Below are 15,770 nucleotides of genomic sequence, written 5' to 3'. Positions count from 1 at the left end.
CCGCTCCGCGGCGGCGGCTCGGTCGCTATGGAGCCGTTGTCTTCCTCACCATTCCGGTCGCTGCGCTCCCTCCATGGCGAGGAAGACAACGGCGCTCCCTCGCAAAACCTAGCGCCGGAAACGCGGGAAAGCGGCACGACCCGCGTAACGGGCGGCGTCGTCGAGGAGCTCCTCGATGCGCAGCAGCTGGTTGTACTTCGCCACCCGGTCCGAGCGGGCCGGCGCGCCGGTCTTGATCTGGCCGCAGTTGACCGCCACCGCGAGGTCGGCGATCGTCGTGTCCTCGGTCTCGCCGGAGCGGTGGCTCATCATGCACTTGTAGCCGCTGCGGTGGGCCAGGTCCACGGCGTCGAGCGTCTCCGACAACGTGCCGATCTGGTTGACCTTGACCAGCAGGGCGTTGGCGGCGCCGTCCTTGATGCCGCGCTCCAGCCGCTCGGGGTTGGTGACGAACAGGTCGTCGCCGACGAGCTGCACCTTGTCGCCGAGCGAGGCGGTGATGGCCTTCCAGCCCTCCCAGTCCTCCTCGTTGAGCGGGTCCTCGATGGAGACCAGCGGGTAGTTGGCGACCAGGTCCTCGTAGAAGGCGATGAGCTCGGCGGCCGACAGGCCCTTGCCGTCGATCGTGTAGACGCCGTCGTTGTGGAACTCGGAGGCCGCCACGTCGAGCGCCAGCGCGATGTCCTCGCCCGGCGTGTAACCGGCCCGCTCGATCGCGACCAGGATCAGGTCGAGCGCGTCGCGGTTGGACGGCAGGTTGGGCGCGAAGCCACCCTCGTCGCCCAGGCCCGTGGCGTAGCCCTTCTCCTTGAGCACGCTCTTGAGCGCGTGGTAGACCTCGGTGCCCATGCGCACGGCCTCGCGGAACGTCTCCGCCCCGATCGGCGCGATCATGAACTCCTGGATGTCCACGTTGGTGTCGGCGTGTGCGCCGCCGTTGAGGATGTTCATCATCGGGACGGGCAGCACGTGCGCGTTGGGGCCGCCCAGGTAGCGGAAGAGCGGCAGGTCGGCGCTGTCCGCGGCGGCCTTCGCGACCGCCAGCGAGACGCCCAGGATGGCGTTGGCGCCGAGCTTCGACTTGTTGGGCGTGCGGTCCAGATCGATCATGATCTGGTCGATGATGCGCTGGTCCTCGGCCTCGATGCCGTTGATCTCTTCGGAGATCTCGTCGGTCACGGCGAGCACGGCCTTCTCCACGCCCTTGCCGCCATAACGCTTGCCGCCGTCACGCAACTCGACCGCCTCGAACTGGCCGGTGGACGCCCCGCTGGGCACGGCCGCTCGGCCGGTGCTGCCGTCGTCGAGGACCACTTCGACCTCGACGGTCGGGTTGCCCCGGGAGTCGAGGATCTCGCGAGCGTAAACGACCTCGATGGTAGCCACGGGATGCGCTCCTAAAATCGAAAGGCGATAGGCCTTCAGAGCCTATCGGTCCGCGTCTCCCACGCACGTACGCGGTCGCGGTAGGCGCGGGCCGCCGCGCGCAGCTCCGCCTCCGCATCGAGCCCGGCGTCCCCGGCGCGGCGCACGAGGTCGAACAGCTCCCTGGCCACCCCTTGGCCGATCCCGGCCGACAGCGCTTCCGGCGCGCCGGCCCGCTCCGCTCTGCGCAGCAACTGCGCGGCCAGCGACAACGCGGGCTGCCCCAGGGGAACGCCGTCGAGCGCCGACTCGCGCCCCTTGGACGCCCGCTCGGCCGCCTTGATGGCCTCCCAATTGTCGTTGACCTCGTCGGCGCTCTCGGCCCGCACCGAGCCGAACACGTGGGGGTGGCGGCGCACCAGCTTCTCCACGATCCCGGCCGCCACGTCGTCCATGTCGAAGCCCTCGGCCACCCTGGCGTGGAAGACCACCTGCAGCAGCAGGTCGCCGAGCTCCTCGCGGAGCGCCGGATAGTCGCCCTGCTCGATGGTCTCCAGCACCTCGTAGGCCTCTTCGAGCAGGTACGGCACCAGCGACTCGTGGGTCTGCTTACGGTCCCACGGGCATTCCGTACGCAGCCGGTCCATCACCGCGACCAGGTCGAGCACCCGCGCGCCCGGCAGGTCGTACGAGCCCGGCACCACCTCGATCAGCGGCGGGTCCTGGAGCGCGACCGCGGCGTGCCCCACCGCGCGCATGAAGTCCTCGTCGTCCTCCGCGAGCCACACGACGGTCTCGGCGACCGCCCGCGCGGCCAGTCCCCGCGGGTCCGGCTCGACGACCTCGACCTCGATCCCGGCCTCGGCCAGATAGGGCAGCTGAGGATGTGCGGCGGAGCCGGTCAGCACCGGGCCCGAGCGCAGCGCCTGCCAGGCCTGGTGGCTCAGCAGGCCCGGCGCGACCCTGGGCGAGGAGGTGACGAGGATCAGCGGCATCGGCTAGCCCTGAGGTTGCTGTTGCTGTTGCTGGGGCTGTTGCTGTTGTTGCTGCTGTGGCGGGGTGAGCTTGCCGAACCTGCCGGTGTCGAGGAACATCGCCGGGTTCTCCTGCGAACGCTGCGGGTTGAGCACGCCGTAGCGAGGGCTGAAGACCGGCTGGAACGCGCTGAACTCCTTGAGGAGCCGCTGCTGCCCGCTCTCGCCGCCGAACTGCTGCTGCAACTTCGACACGCCGACCACCACCCGGCCGTATTCGCGCGCGTTTTGGGGCGCAATGCCGCTGAACAGCAGTCTGAGCTCAGCGGACGGGTATTGGCCGGGATCCTTGAGCGCGTTGTCGATCTCCGTCTGGCTCACCTGCACGTTGTAACGCGCCATGAGCTGCCTGAACGCGCTGATCTCGACCATGCTCCGCAGCACGACCTGGCTGGCCGACGTGCCTTGCAGCGCGGCCTCTTCCAGACTGGCGCCGGCGAGGGCGGCCTTCGTCTGCTCGTCCAGCTTGGCGGTCCTCAGCGCATTGACGTAGACCTGCGTGTCTTCGTTCAGCTGGCTTACGGAGATGCGCTCGCTCCCGACCACGGCCGCGGCACCGGCGCGCATGGGCGAGGAGCAGGCGGTCAGCGTTATGCCCACCGCCACGGCGGCCACAGCCACTCGTATCGACTTCACGTACGTCCCTTTCGACCGAAAAACCGCCGCTAGCTTACCCGTGCGGGCTCGAGGAACATCGCCTCCACCAGGTCACCGCACCATTTGAGCAGATCGAGGTCACGGAGCGGCTGCCCACCCAGCGGCTTCGTCTTGGGTATCGGCACCAGCAACGTCTCCGCGGCCTGCTTGTAGATGGCCTTCTTGTAGAGCCGGTCCAGGCGAACCTGCTGCGACTCCTTCAGCCTGGCCGGGCCGAACTTGATGTTCTGCCCCTGCAGCGTGACGTCCGTGAGCCCGGCCCGGCGGGCCCTGATCCGGAACCTGGCCACCTCCAGCAGGTTGTCCACCTCCGTCGGCGGCTTGCCGTAGCGGTCGGTGAGCTCGTCGCGCACCTCGTCGATGTCGCTCTCCCCGGCGATGGCCGCGATCCGCTTGTACGCCTCCAGCCGCAGCCGCTCGGAGGTGACGTAGTCGTGCGGGATGTGGGCGTTGATCGGCAGCTCGACCTTGACGTCGTGCGCCTCCTCGCGCACCTCCTTGCCGTCGAGCTTGGCCTTCTGCTCGGCCACGGCCTCGGCCATCAGCCGCACGTACAGGTCGAACCCGACGCCCGCGATGAAGCCGGACTGCTCGGCGCCGAGCACGTTGCCCGCGCCGCGGATCTCCAGGTCCTTCATCGCGACGTACATGCCCGCGCCCATCTCGGTGTGCTGCGAGATCGTGGCGAGCCGCTCGTGCGCGGTCTCGGTCAGCGGCTTCTCCGGCGGGTAGAGGAAGTACGCGTACCCGCGCTCCCTGCCGCGCCCGACCCGGCCCCGGAGCTGGTGCAACTGCGACAGGCCGTAGTTGTCCGCCCGGTCCACGATCAGCGTGTTGGCGTTGGGCACGTCGAGACCGGACTCGACGATCGTGGTGCAGACGAGCAGGTCGTACTCCCGCTCCCAGAAGCCCACCATGATCTTCTCGAGCTGGTGCTCGTTCATCTGCCCGTGCGCCACCGCGATGCGCGCCTCCGGGACCAGCTCACGCAGCCGCGCCGCGACCCGGTTGATCGAGGCCACCCGGTTGTGCACGAAGAAGATCTGACCGTCGCGCAGCAGCTCACGCCTGATCGCCGCCCCGATCTGCTTCTCGTCGTACGGCCCCACGAACGTGAGGATCGGGTGCCGCTCCTCCGGCGGCGTGAGGATCGTCGACATCTCGCGGATGCCGGTCAGGCCCATCTCCAGCGTGCGCGGGATCGGCGTGGCCGACATGGCCAGCACGTCCACCTGCGTGCGCAGGTGCTTCATCGCCTCCTTGTGCTCGACGCCGAACCGCTGCTCCTCGTCGATGACGATCAGCCCCAGGTCCTTGAACCTGACCTCGGGGCTGAGCAGCCGGTGCGTGCCGATCACGATGTCCACCGCGCCCGACCTGAGCCCTTCGAGCGTGCCCTTGACCTCGCCGTCGGTCTGGAAGCGGGAGACCGGCTTGACCGTGACGGGGAAACTGGAGAACCGCTCGGCGAACGTCGACATGTGCTGCTGAACCAGCAGGGTCGTCGGCACCAGCACCGCGACCTGCTTGCCGTCCTGCACGGCCTTGAACGCCGCCCGCACCGCGATCTCGGTCTTGCCGTAGCCGACGTCGCCGCAGATCAGCCGGTCCATCGGCACGCCGCGCTCCATGTCGCGCTTGACCTCGTCGATGGCCGCGAGCTGGTCCCCGGTCTCGGCGTACGGGAAGGCGTCCTCCATCTCCCGCTGCCACGGCGAGTCATCGGCGAACGCGTGGCCTGGCGAGGCCATGCGGGCCGAGTAGAGCCTGATCAGCTCGCCGGCGATCTCCTTGACCGCCTTCTTCGCCCGCGACTTCGCCTTGGCCCAGTCGGCGCCGCCCATGCGGTTGAGCGTGGGCGCCTCGCCGCCGACGTAGCGGGTGACCTCGTCGAGCTGGTCGGTGGGCACGTAAAGGCGGTCGCCCTTGGCGTACTCGATGACCAGGTATTCGCGGGTGGCGCCCTGCACCGTGCGCTGCACCATCTCGACGTAGCGGCCCACGCCGTGCTGCTCGTGCACCACGTGGTCGCCGACCTTGAGCTGGAGCGGGTCGACCATGTTGCGGCGGCGCGAGGGCAGGCGCCGCATGTCCTTGGTGGACGCCTTCTGCCCGACCAGGTCCAGATGCGTGAGCACGGCCAGGCTGGGCGTGATGAAACCGTGTTCGATCAGGCCGGTCGAGACGTGCACGACCTTGGGCTCGGGCGCCTTGTCCAGGAACTCCTGGAGCCTGGCGGGCACGTCCACGCCCTTGAGCAGCTCCACCATGCGCTCGGCGGGCCCATGGCCCTCGCTGAGCAGCACGACCGCCTTCTCGTCGGCCAGCCAGCCCTTGATGTCGGCCAGCGCCCTGGCCGTGTCGCCCCGGTAGGCCTCGGAGTCCTGCGCGTCCAGCTCAACTCCGCCGCCGAACGGCGCCATCGTCCACCACGGCTGCCCGAGCACGTCGGCGTGGTCGCGGATCTCCTCCAGCGTCCGGAACGCGGCCGCGTCCAGGTCGATCGGCGCCTCGCCGCCGGCCGCCGCGTTGATCCAGGAGGCCTCCAGGAACTCCTGCGAGGTGCGTACGAGCTCCTCGGACCGCCCCCTGATCCGCTCCGGATCGCACACGAACACCGCGGACCTGATCGGCAGGTGGTCGAGCAGCAGGTCCATCTCCCCGGCCAGCACCGGCGCGAACGCCTCCATGCCCTCGACCGCCGAGCCTTCGGCGAGCTGGTCGAGCACCTCGGCCAGCGCCGGGTGCTCCTCGGCCAGCTCCCGCGCCTTGGCCCTGACCTCGTCCGTCAGCAGCAGCTCACGGCACGGCGGCGCGAACAGCCCGTCCTCGGCCGCCTCCAGCGAGCGCTGGTCGGCCACCTTGAACCAGCGGATCTCCTCGACCGTGTCACCCCAGAACTCCAGCCGCAGCGGATGCTCCTCGGTCGGCGGGAACACGTCGAGCAGCCCGCCGCGCACGGCCACCTCGCCGCGCTTCTCCACCATGTCCACCCGGTGGTAGCCGTTGGTGACGAGCGCCTCCACCACGTCTTCGAGGTCGGCGTCGTCGCCCGCGCGCAACCTGATCGGCTCCAGGTCGCCCAGGCCCTTCACGATCGGCTGCAGCAGCGCCCTGACCGGCGTCACGATCACGCTGAGCGGCCCGGCCGCGGTGTCGCCCGCGACCGGGTGCGCCAGTCTCCTGAGGACGGCCAGCCGCTGCCCCACGGTGTCGCTGCGCGGCGAGAGCCGCTCATGCGGCAGCGTCTCCCATGCCGGGAACACCGCCACGGAGTTGGGCTCGATCAGGCTCGTCAGCGCCGCGGCGAGGTCTTCGGCCTCGCGCCCGGTGGCGGTGACCGCGAGCACGGTCCGCTGGTCGTGTGCGGCCAGCGCGGCCACGCCGAACGGCCGTAGCGCGGACGGCGCGATCAGCGAGACGTCGCCGCCCTCTTCGAGAGCGGCGGTCAGCTTCGGGTCAGCGCGAACAAGGTCAAGAAGTCCGGAAAGACTCATCAGATACGCCCACAGCCCCAGATTGCGGCAACACGATTACCCCCGGCCGTCTCAGGTCGCGGGGGTTCCTCTTCAAAGGGTACTCGCCGCGGGAGTCAGCCGACTCTGTAACCAGGCACGGAGGGCCAGCGCACGGTGAGGACGGTGGAGGACTCCTCGGCGCGCCACGAATGGTCGACACCCTCGCCCCACACCACGTAGTCGCCCGGCTCGGGCCATCAGCACGCTGCGGCCCGGCAACTCGACCCAGAACCGGCCGCTGATGAGAACCAGCAGAGCGGACACCGCCGCCTTCCCCCGCTCAGGTCGCTGGGCGGCTTGACGTGGCCGAGCAGCCGGCCCTCGGTCGCCGATCGCCTCCACTCCCGCGTTCCCCACGTAGATGTGGTCGCTCGCGGGCTAGAACGCCGGCAGGCGGGGAAATGCCTTACTGATACCGACCGAGTGACTACTGTAGGTGACATGTCTGAGGTGCGATCTGTCGCCCAGCGAGGCGATCTCTTCGAGCAGCGACTCCGCGAGCACTGGACCGGCCAGCTCGGCAGGCGGCTCGACGTCCTGGTCGCCGGCTGCGCCCACGACGAACCGCTGACGCTGGAGCGGATCGAGACCAGGGCCACCGGAGTCGACGAGGACCACCCCGCGGTCAGGGCAATCCTGGACGAGCGGGCCGACCTGGTCGCGTGGTCGCTGGGCGACCTGCGCGGCGTGCCGCTGCCGCCCAGGTCCTACGACGTGATCCAGCTGTCGTTCCTGCTGGAGCGGGTCAGGCACGCCGAGCTCATCTTCGACCGGCTCCTGCAGGCCCTGCGCCCTGGCGGGGTGGTGCTGCTGCGCATGCGCGACCGCAGGTCCGCCTACGGCCTCCTCGACCGGATCACGCCGTCGTGGTTGCGCCGCCTGCTCTGGCGCCCGCTCGTGACCCCGGGCACCCCGGGTCCGCTGCCGAAGGTGTACGAGCCGCTGGCGTCGAGCGACGGCATGCACGCGTTCTGTCTCAGCCGCGGCCTGATGATCACTGACGACGAGCGCAACGTCAGCGGCGCGGCCCGTGCGAGTAGGATCGCCTGCGCGGCGGTCAGGGCCGTTTCGAGCCTGACCAGCGGCCGCTACCCCGCCTCCCACGACGAGATCACGATGGTGATCAGGAAACCGCAGCACCACTTCGCCCGGGTCATCTAGCGACACATCGGCATCAGTGGGTAAGCTTGCTTCCCTACCAATTCAATCGGAATAGTTGGGATGCAGGAAACGTGGAGTGGACCCCCGAGCCGCATGAGCTGGCCGACCTCGAGCTGCTGCTCTCCGGGGCGTTCGGCCCGCTGACCGGGTTCCTGGGCCACGACGATCTCCACGCGGTGCACGAACGCGGCACGCTCGCCGACGGCACCCCGTGGCCCGCGCCCGTCACGCTCCATCTGCCCGTCGACGTCTCCCCCGGCGTCGAGGTCACGCTGCTCGACCCGGAGCGGCTGCCGCTCGCGGTGCTCACGGTGACCGCGCAGGAGGCCGACGGGCTGACCTCCGGGCCCGTCAAGGCCCTCGGCACGCCGGAGCACGGGCCGTTCGCGCGCCTGCGGCGCACCCCCGCCGACGTGAAGGAGGAGCTCGGCGGGCGTCCCGCGCTCGCCGTCACCATGCGGGGCCCTCTCGACGACCTCTCCGAGATCGTCGCCACCGCGAAGGAACTCGACGCGGTGATCATGCTGCTCCCCCTCTCGTACGGCGAGCCCGGCCCCGCGGTCGTGCGCGCCGCGCTGCGCGCCAAGGAGCAGCTCCCCGACGGCGCCATCGTCGTCTCCGTGCCCCTGGCGCCGCGCGCCGAACCCGAGATCGACCTTGAGCTGCGCGAGCACGTCGCCACCGCCTACGGCGCGGCCGAGCACCTGGCCGGGCCGGAGCCGGTGAGCATCCCCGGGCCGCCGCACCGGCGCGGGATCGTGGTGTTCTTCACCGGCCTGTCAGGGTCGGGCAAGTCCACGATCGCCCGCGGCCTGCGTGACGCGCTGCTGGAGCTCGGCACCCGCACGGTGACCTACCTCGACGGCGACGTGGTGCGGCAGCTGCTGTCCAAGGGCCTGACGTTCTCCAAGAGCGACCGCGACCTCAACATCCGGCGCATCGGCTTCGTGGCCGCCGAGGCCGCCCGCCACGGCGGCCTGGCCATCTGCGCGCCCATCGCCCCCTACGCGGCCACCCGCGCGGAGGTGCGCGAGATGGTCGAGTCGGTCGGCGCCGACTTCCTGCTCGTGCACGTCGCGACGCCGCTGGAGGAGTGCGAGCGGCGCGACCGCAAGGGCCTGTACGCCAAGGCCCGCGCCGGGCTCATCCCCGAGTTCACCGGCATCTCCGACCCGTACGAGGAGCCGGACGACGCCGACCTGATGATCGACACCACGCACATCTCGATCGACGCGGCCGTCTCCCAGGTCCTGGGGACGCTGCGGTCTGGAGGCTGGATCCGTTGATCGATTTCCCCCTGATCGGCGGGTCCTTCCTCGTCGCGATCGTGGTCGGGCTGACCGGGATGGGCGGCGGGGCGTTGATGACGCCGATGATGATGTTGTTCTTCAACGTGCCGCCGCTGGCCGCCGTCTCCAGCGACCTGGTGGCCTCGGCCGTGATGAAGCCGGTGGGCAGCGTCGTGCACCTGCGGCGCGGCACGGTCAACCTGCGTCTGGTGGGCTGGTTGTGCGCGGGGTCGGTGCCGACCGCGTTCTGCGGGGTGTTCCTGGCCCGGGCGTTCGCGGTCAGCGACGCCGTCAAGTACGCCCTGGGCGTGGCGCTGCTGCTGGCCGTGGCGGGCATGGCGCTCAAGGCGTGGCTCGGGACGCGGGGAGGGACGTCGAGCACGCATGACATCGTCGTGCGGCCAATTCCGACCCTACTGGTCGGTATGGTGGGCGGGCTGGTGGTCGGCGTCTCCTCCGTCGGCTCGGGGTCATTGATCATCGTGGCCCTGCTCGTGCTCTATCCGGCGCTCAAGGCCAACCAGCTCGTCGGCACCGACCTGGTGCAGGCCGTGCCGCTGGTCACCGCGGCCGCGCTCGGTCACCTGCTGTTCGGCGACTTCCAGATGGACCTCACGGTGTCACTGCTCATCGGTTCGATCCCGGGCGTCTATCTCGGCGCCAGGATCTCCTCGCGTGCTCCGGGCGGGCTGATCAGAGCCCTGCTGGCGATCGTGCTGCTCGCCTCGGCTCTGAAGCTCCTCGACGCGAGCAACACGCTCACCGTCTGGGCACTCGTGGCCGCCACGGCCGTCACCGTCGCGGGCTGGAGGTGGCGGCGTCGCCCCAGCGACCAGGCCGCCTCCCCAAGCGAGACCGTGAGCACGCACTAGGCGCATCGACCGCGGGCGCCGCGCCCTTCCCCCAACAGGAACCTCGAAGCATCCCCCAAGGAATCCCGAGGCGAAGTGCGGCGGAACTGGGGCTACGGGCGCGGCACGGGGGTCGAGCGGAAGTATCGATCGCGCGCGAGCCGGGTGAACGCCCGGCCGGCCTCGGCGTTGGAGTCGAAACTGGTGTCGCCGCGCGGCGCCCGCGGCGAGTCGAAGTACAGCAGCGCCTTGATCTGGGGATACCGCTTGACCTGCCGCCGCACCGACTCGAAGAACTTCCGTTTGAACCCGGGATCCCTGGACCGCTCGAACACCCCCCACTCGGCCACCATGACCGGCTTGCCGGGGAACCGCAGCTGCATCCACCGGTAGAAGCCCGGCCACTGCGCGTATTCCTCGCGCGTCTTGTTGACGAGCCCGTCGAAGTTCTGGACCCGGTCGTCGGCGTAGGGGTCCATGGCCACCCAGTCCACCACGTCGTCCCCCGGGTAGAGCTCCTCGAACCACGACTCGGCCGCCCAGTTGGGCGCCCCCATGTACGTCATGACCGTGACCGCGTTCCGCACGCCCTGCTCGCGCAGCCGAAGCACGACGTACCGGTACATCGCCGCGTAGTCGGCGGCCCGCATGCCGGACCCGGACGAGGTGTCCACGTCGTTCTCCGGCTCGTGGTGGATGGTGAGGAAGAACCGCTCGGGGAAGGTGCGCCTGAGGTATCCGGCCAGCCGGTCGATCCTGCCGTCGAGCTCCCCGTCGGCGATCTCGGCCCACGTGTGGTCGAACGAGGGCTTCCAGTTGATCAGGAGCAGCCGCGGCCGCGCCGGATCGCGGGCCAGCCGCAGCTCCGCCTCGGTGGGGAACAACTCGCTGCCCCGGTGGTAGACGTGCAGCACGTCGGCGGTGGCGCCCATGCGCGCCTCGGCGCCGCGCAGCGCCTCATCGACCGGGGCGCCGGTGAAGACCTCGGGCGCCAGCCCCCACCACGCGCCGCACGACGGGATGAGCCTGGCGGTGGCCGTGCAGGCCGGCGCCCCCGCGATCTTGTCCTTGGCCGGCGGCGCGACCGGCACCCGTACGTCGGAGCCCTCCGCGCCGGAGCAGGCGGCCAGCGCCGCCATCACGACGAGTCCGGTCGTTCTATGAGTAATTCCCCGTAGCAGCAAAGCCGTTCAACCCCCTTGTCGAAGGACCCCCGCCTTGTCACACCTGAACCTTGCCATGTCATTGCCGGTGGCGTGGAAGTCTTCGCAGTTCACGCAAGGGAACAATGCGCCCCGATTTTCCCGCTATTTCGTTTTATTACGGCCCTTCTTTCCTGCCGCACAGGAGAAAATCTTGGGTAATCGACTTGGGTGCTGATCGTCCGGCCTATAGTGGGCGCACGCCTCGACTTGTGACGGAGAGTCGTCAACCGACGACAACCCGCACACCTTCCAGGAGACCTCCCCCATGAGCCAGTCGCCGGACGTCCAGGCCCGCCGCCCCGGCGCCGACCTGGACGAGCATCTCTCACTGCTGCGCAGGCGGTGGCTGCTCCTCGTGGGCTGCGTGGTGTTCGGCGGCACGGCCGGGCTCGCGCTGCTGCGGCTCACCCCGCCCGCCTACACCGCCGTCACGCAGGTGCACGTCATGCCGGTCGGGCCGCAGGAGCCGGGCAACCAGGTGACCGCCCGTCAGCGCGAGCCGCTCAACCTCGACACCGAGGCCCAGATCGCGCAGTCGGCCGTGGTCGCCGCCCGCGCCGCGCGGGCGCTGGGCGTCAAGGAGACCGAGCCCGCCGTGGTCACGGTGCCGCCCAACTCCGCGGTCCTGTGGATCGCGGTGACCGCCGCCGACCCCGGCGTCTGCGCCGCGCAGTCCCACGCGTACGCCGAGGCCTATCTCGCGCACCGGCGGGAGAGCGCGCTGGACGCGCTCACGGCGCAGCAGCAGACGGTGCTGGCCAAGCTCAAGCAGGTCAACGCGGGCATCGACGCGGGCATCAGAGGCCTCGGCCAGTTGTCCAAGGGCAGCCCCGAGCGGGCCATCGCGCTGCAGCGGCAGGGCGTGCTCAACCGGCAGGCCGCCAGCCTCGCGCTCAAGTACGACGCGTTGCGCACGGTCGCGGTGACGCCCGGTGCCATCATCAGCCGGGCCGCGCCGCCTTCCGCACCCAGCTCGCCCAGCCTGCCGCTCTACCTCGGCACCGGGCTGATGGCGGGGCTGCTCGCCGGCTCCGCCGCCGCCTACGCCCGCGATCGGCTGGACATGCGGCTGCGTACGGCCGCCGACGTCGAGCGGCTGACCGGTCTGCCCGTGCTGGGCGACCTCTCGGGCCCGCGTGAGAACGGTGTGGCGCACGACCTGGCCTGCGCCATCGTGGCCGCGTGCCCGGGCAAGCGGCTGCTCGTCCAGACGCTGCCTGCCGGCCTCGGCGACTCGTTCGCGGCCGAGCCGCTCGAGGTCCGCGCGCCGCTGTCGGTGCTCGACGGCTCCGACGTACGCGACCTGGCGAGGGCCGACGCGGCCCTGCTGCTGGTGGGGCTCGGCCGGGCCACGGCGGACCAGGTCACGGCCGCCGCGGGCCGGTTGGGCCGGCACGACGTGCCCGTCATCGGCGTGGTGACGGCCGGCGACGCGGCGCCGGCGTTCGTACCGCTGCTGGAGCCGCGCCCGCACACCCCGCTGGGCAAGCTCGTGGCCACCGGCGAGTTCGGAGTGAGCGTGTCGGCGGAGACCACGCCCATGCAGGCGCTGCGCCAGAGCCGCCCCGGCCAGCCGACGTGAGAGGACCCGCCTGGCCCATCGCGGCGTTGCTGGTCGGCTACCCGGTCTGGTGGGCGCTCGGGTTCGGCGGGCTGTCGGTGGTCGTCCTGGCCGTGCCGATGGCGGTGCTGCTGTGGCGGCGCCGCCCGATCAGGGTGCCGCCCGGGTTCGGGTTGTGGTTGCTGCTGCTCGCCGGCTACCTGGTGAGCGGCATCATGCTGGCCGAGACGCCGCCGGGCACGTACGGCGAGCTCGGCCCCGGCCGGATCGTCGGCTACACCATGCGGCTGGCGTTGTACACGGCCGTCCTGATCATGGTCCTCTACCTCGGCAACCTGACCGAACGCGAGCTGCCGCAACTACGCCTGGTCCGCATGCTCGGCGTGTTGTTCGTCACGACGGTGGCGGGCGGGCTGCTCGGCGTGTTCCTGCCCGGGTTCTCCTACACCTCGCCGGTCGAGTGGCTGTTGCCGCGCTGGCTGGGCGACAACCCGTTCGTCCAGAACCTGATCCATCCCACGGCCGCCCAGACGCAGAAGGTGCTCGGCTACGCCATGCCCAGGCCGGAGGCCCCGTTCGAGTGGGCGAACGCGTGGGGCAGCAACGTGTCCGTGCTGCTCGTCTGGGCCGTGGTCGGCTGGTGGGTGTACGGCGGGCCGCGGCACAAGCTCTTCGTGGCCGCCGTGATCGCCCTGGCCGCGGTCCCCATCGTGTACTCGCTCAACCGCGGCCTGTGGATCGGCCTCGGCCTGGCGGTCCTCTACGTGATCGTCCGCGTGGGAGGGCGCACCAGGGTGGCGTTGTGCGGGGCGGTGGCGGCGGCGACGCTGGCGTTCGCGCTGAGCCCGCTCGCGCCGCTCGTCGCGCAGCGGCTGGACAAACCGCACTCGAACGACATCAGGGCCTTCACCGTGACCGCCACCCTCGCGGCCGCCCGGCACTCGCCGGTGATCGGCTACGGCAACACCCGCAACGCGATGGGCAACCACCGCACGATCACCACGGGCCGTACCGACTGGTGCACGACCTGCGGCCACCCACCGCTCGGCAGCGACGGGCAACTCTGGCTGCTGATCATCACGCAGGGCGTCACGGGGGCGGCCTTGTACGTGGCGTTCTTCCTCCGCGCGGTCCGCCGCCACTGGTCCGACCGCAGCCCCATCGGGCTGGCGGGGGTGCTGGTGATGGGGCTCGTCCTGCTCTACATGTTCGTCTACGACGGCCTGGTCACGCCGCTCGGCCTTTACCTCGTCTCCTTCGCCCTTCTTTGGAGGAACGCATGATCCTTGGAGGGACGCGTGAGTGACGCCGCAACCCGCCTCGACTACCTCTCGGAGACCGTCCGGTTGTTGTATCCGGGGCCTGGCTCGCCCCGGGCGTACACCCTCCTGCCGCACGCCGCCGTGCCCCGCCGGCTGGCGCCGCGCCGGTGGTGGCACCTGTGGTCCCCGGTCGTGGTGCCGGGTGCGGGGTCGATCACGGCGCATTTGAGCGAGGTGTTCGACCGGCCGGTGGAGACCGTTCTTCACGTACGTCCCGCACGGCGGGCCAACCGCAAGCCGATCCTCGAGGTGCGCTCCGGAGGGCGGCCGCTGGCGTTCGTGAAGATCGGCGACAGCGCGCGGGCCCGCGAGCTGATCACTTCCGAGACGGCGGCCCTCCGCAGGCTGGCCGGCCTCGGGCTGAGGACCGTGACCCCGCCCGCGGTGCTCCACCACGGCGACTGGCGAGGGCTGGCGGTGCTGGCGCTGTCGCCGCTGCCGGTGCGGCGCCGGCGCGTGCCGCGCCCGCTGCTGTTCGCCGCGGTCAAGGAGATCGCGCGTACCGGCGGGCCGAGCCCGGCCTGGCACGGGGACTTCGCGCCCTGGAACGTGTGCCCGGCCCCCGACGGACGGCTGCTCGTATGGGACTGGGAGCGCTACGAGGTCGGCGTGCCCTACGGGTTCGACGCCGTACACCACTTCTTCCAGCGGGCGCTGCGCAGGATGGATCCGCCCGCCGCCGCCCGGGCGTGCGTGGCGCGGGCGGCACGCGAGCTGGCTCCCCTGGGGCTGTCGGGGGCCACGGCCAGGCAGACCGCGCTGCGGTACCTCATCGCGCTGGCCGACCGGCACGCCACGGACGGGCACACGCCGCTCGGGCCGCCGGAGAGCTGGCTCAATCCGGCCGTCGACCATGAGGAGTTGCTCACATGAGGACCACCAAACGGTCCGCGCTGTCGCTGTCACGGGGCGCGGGCAGGCTGACGTCCGGGGCGCGGGTGTTGCCGTCGTTCCTGATCGTGGGGGCGCAGCGGTGCGGCACCACGTCCCTGTACCGGGCGCTGGCGCACCATCCGCTGCTGCTCAAGCCGGTGCTGCACAAGGGCGTGCACTACTTCGACGTCGGCTACCGGCGCGGGATCTCCTGGTACCAGGGGCATTTCCCGCTGCGGGTCGGGGCGGCACTGCTCGAGCGCCGGTACGACGGCCGGGCGTTGGCGTTCGAGTCGTCCCCCTATTACCTGTTCCATCCGCTCGCCGGCGAGCGGATCGCGGCCGACCTGCCTGATGTGAAGCTAATCGTGCTGGTACGCGATCCGGTGGAGCGGGCCTGCTCGGCCCATGCCCACGAGCTGGCCCGGGGGTTCGAGAAGGAATCGCACTTCGAGTACGCGGTCGAGCTGGAGGCGGGGCGGCTGGCGGAGGCCGAGGAGCTGCTGCGTGCGTCGCCTCATACGCTGCACCACTCGCACCGCCACCATGCGTACGTGGCCCGGGGCCGCTACGCCGACCAACTGGACCGGCTGGAGCCGCTGTTCGGGCGGGACCGGATCCTGGTGCTGGACAGCCATCGTTTCTTCCGCGACCCCGGGCCGGTTTACGACCGCGTGCTGGAGTTCCTGGGGGTGCCGCATCTGGGGTATCCGGTGTTCGAACAGCACAACGGGCGGGCATTGCCGCGGCCGGTGCCTCGTGCGCTCGGGGGGGCGCTGCGGGAGCGGTTCGAGCCGTACGACGCGCGGCTGGTGCGGTGGCTGGGCGAGGAGCCGTCATGGCGGCGCTGACCCGGGGGCGGATCGCGCGGCTGGCCCGGCGCGGCCGGCTTGCCAAGCAGGCTCAAGGTGGGATCGAGGGGCCGGGGCGGGCC

12 protein-coding genes are annotated in these 15,770 nt (G+C 70.8%); 7 read left to right on the top strand and 5 right to left on the bottom strand.

Features of this window, described 5'->3' with window-relative positions:
* Positions 1–108 precede the first annotated feature (108 nt).
* The 4 genes from eno to mfd are packed head-to-tail and all read right to left on the bottom strand — an operon-like array spanning position 109 to position 6,553.
* On the bottom strand, positions 109–1,386 hold the full coding sequence (gene eno, locus ETD86_RS14410) for a phosphopyruvate hydratase (RefSeq protein WP_138666657.1): 1,278 nt from the start codon (positions 1,384–1,386) through the stop codon (positions 109–111).
* 35 nt (positions 1,387–1,421) lie between these two features.
* Positions 1,422–2,360: a nucleoside triphosphate pyrophosphohydrolase gene (locus tag ETD86_RS14405; RefSeq protein ID WP_138666656.1), complete on the bottom strand. Its 939-nt coding sequence runs from the start codon at positions 2,358–2,360 to the stop codon at positions 1,422–1,424.
* A 3-nt stretch (positions 2,361–2,363) separates the two neighbouring features.
* Positions 2,364–3,014 carry a hypothetical protein gene (locus ETD86_RS14400; protein WP_138666655.1) on the bottom strand — a complete coding sequence of 217 codons (651 nt, stop codon included), beginning with the start codon at positions 3,012–3,014 and terminating at the stop codon, positions 2,364–2,366.
* A 50-nt stretch (positions 3,015–3,064) separates the two neighbouring features.
* The gene (gene mfd / locus ETD86_RS14395) at positions 3,065–6,553 is read right to left on the bottom strand and encodes a transcription-repair coupling factor (protein ID WP_138666654.1); all 3,489 of its coding nucleotides are present in this window, start codon (positions 6,551–6,553) and stop codon (positions 3,065–3,067) included.
* A 462-nt stretch (positions 6,554–7,015) separates the two neighbouring features.
* On the opposite strand from mfd, the gene ETD86_RS14385 reads away from it, so the two are divergent.
* The 3 genes from ETD86_RS14385 to ETD86_RS14375 all read left to right on the top strand — a co-directional run bounded on the left by ETD86_RS14385 (position 7,016) and on the right by ETD86_RS14375 (position 9,896).
* Entirely contained in the window at positions 7,016–7,735 is a 720-nt protein-coding gene (locus ETD86_RS14385; protein WP_138666653.1) for a class I SAM-dependent methyltransferase, read from the top strand.
* A gap of 71 nt (positions 7,736–7,806) precedes the next feature.
* On the top strand, positions 7,807–9,021 hold the full coding sequence (gene cysC / locus ETD86_RS14380; protein WP_138666652.1) for an adenylyl-sulfate kinase: 1,215 nt from the start codon (positions 7,807–7,809) through the stop codon (positions 9,019–9,021).
* On the top strand, positions 9,018–9,896 hold the full coding sequence (locus ETD86_RS14375; protein WP_138666651.1) for a sulfite exporter TauE/SafE family protein: 879 nt from the start codon (positions 9,018–9,020) through the stop codon (positions 9,894–9,896). Before cysC ends, ETD86_RS14375 begins: the two co-directional genes overlap by 4 nt.
* A 92-nt stretch (positions 9,897–9,988) precedes the next feature.
* Here ETD86_RS14375 and ETD86_RS14370 read toward each other — a convergent pair whose 3' ends face one another.
* Positions 9,989–11,014: a glycoside hydrolase family 26 protein gene (locus ETD86_RS14370; protein ID WP_138666650.1), complete on the bottom strand. Its 1,026-nt coding sequence runs from the start codon at positions 11,012–11,014 to the stop codon at positions 9,989–9,991.
* 331 nt (positions 11,015–11,345) lie between these two features.
* Here ETD86_RS14370 and ETD86_RS14365 point away from each other — a divergent pair, with 331 nt between their 5' ends.
* The 4 genes from ETD86_RS14365 to ETD86_RS14350 are packed head-to-tail and all read left to right on the top strand — an operon-like array spanning position 11,346 to position 15,687.
* Positions 11,346–12,662 (top strand): Wzz/FepE/Etk N-terminal domain-containing protein, encoded by a 1,317-nt coding sequence (locus tag ETD86_RS14365; RefSeq protein ID WP_138666649.1) that lies wholly within the window; start codon positions 11,346–11,348, stop codon positions 12,660–12,662.
* The gene (locus ETD86_RS14360; protein ID WP_138666648.1) at positions 12,659–13,924 is read left to right on the top strand and encodes a hypothetical protein; all 1,266 of its coding nucleotides are present in this window, start codon (positions 12,659–12,661) and stop codon (positions 13,922–13,924) included. The genes ETD86_RS14365 and ETD86_RS14360 overlap by 4 nt, the downstream gene beginning before the upstream one ends.
* A gap of 15 nt (positions 13,925–13,939) precedes the next feature.
* The gene (locus tag ETD86_RS14355; protein ID WP_138666647.1) at positions 13,940–14,836 is read left to right on the top strand and encodes a hypothetical protein; all 897 of its coding nucleotides are present in this window, start codon (positions 13,940–13,942) and stop codon (positions 14,834–14,836) included.
* Complete coding sequence (locus ETD86_RS14350; RefSeq protein WP_138666646.1) at positions 14,833–15,687, top strand: sulfotransferase domain-containing protein; 855 nt, start codon at positions 14,833–14,835, stop codon at positions 15,685–15,687. Before ETD86_RS14355 ends, ETD86_RS14350 begins: the two co-directional genes overlap by 4 nt.
* Positions 15,688–15,770: the final 83 nt, after the last annotated feature.

The sequence above is a fragment of the Nonomuraea turkmeniaca genome, assembly GCF_005889735.1.
Classification (GTDB): domain Bacteria; phylum Actinomycetota; class Actinomycetes; order Streptosporangiales; family Streptosporangiaceae; genus Nonomuraea; species Nonomuraea turkmeniaca.
Note: the sequence above shows the minus strand (reverse complement) of the source record. Positions and strands in the feature narration are given on the sequence as shown.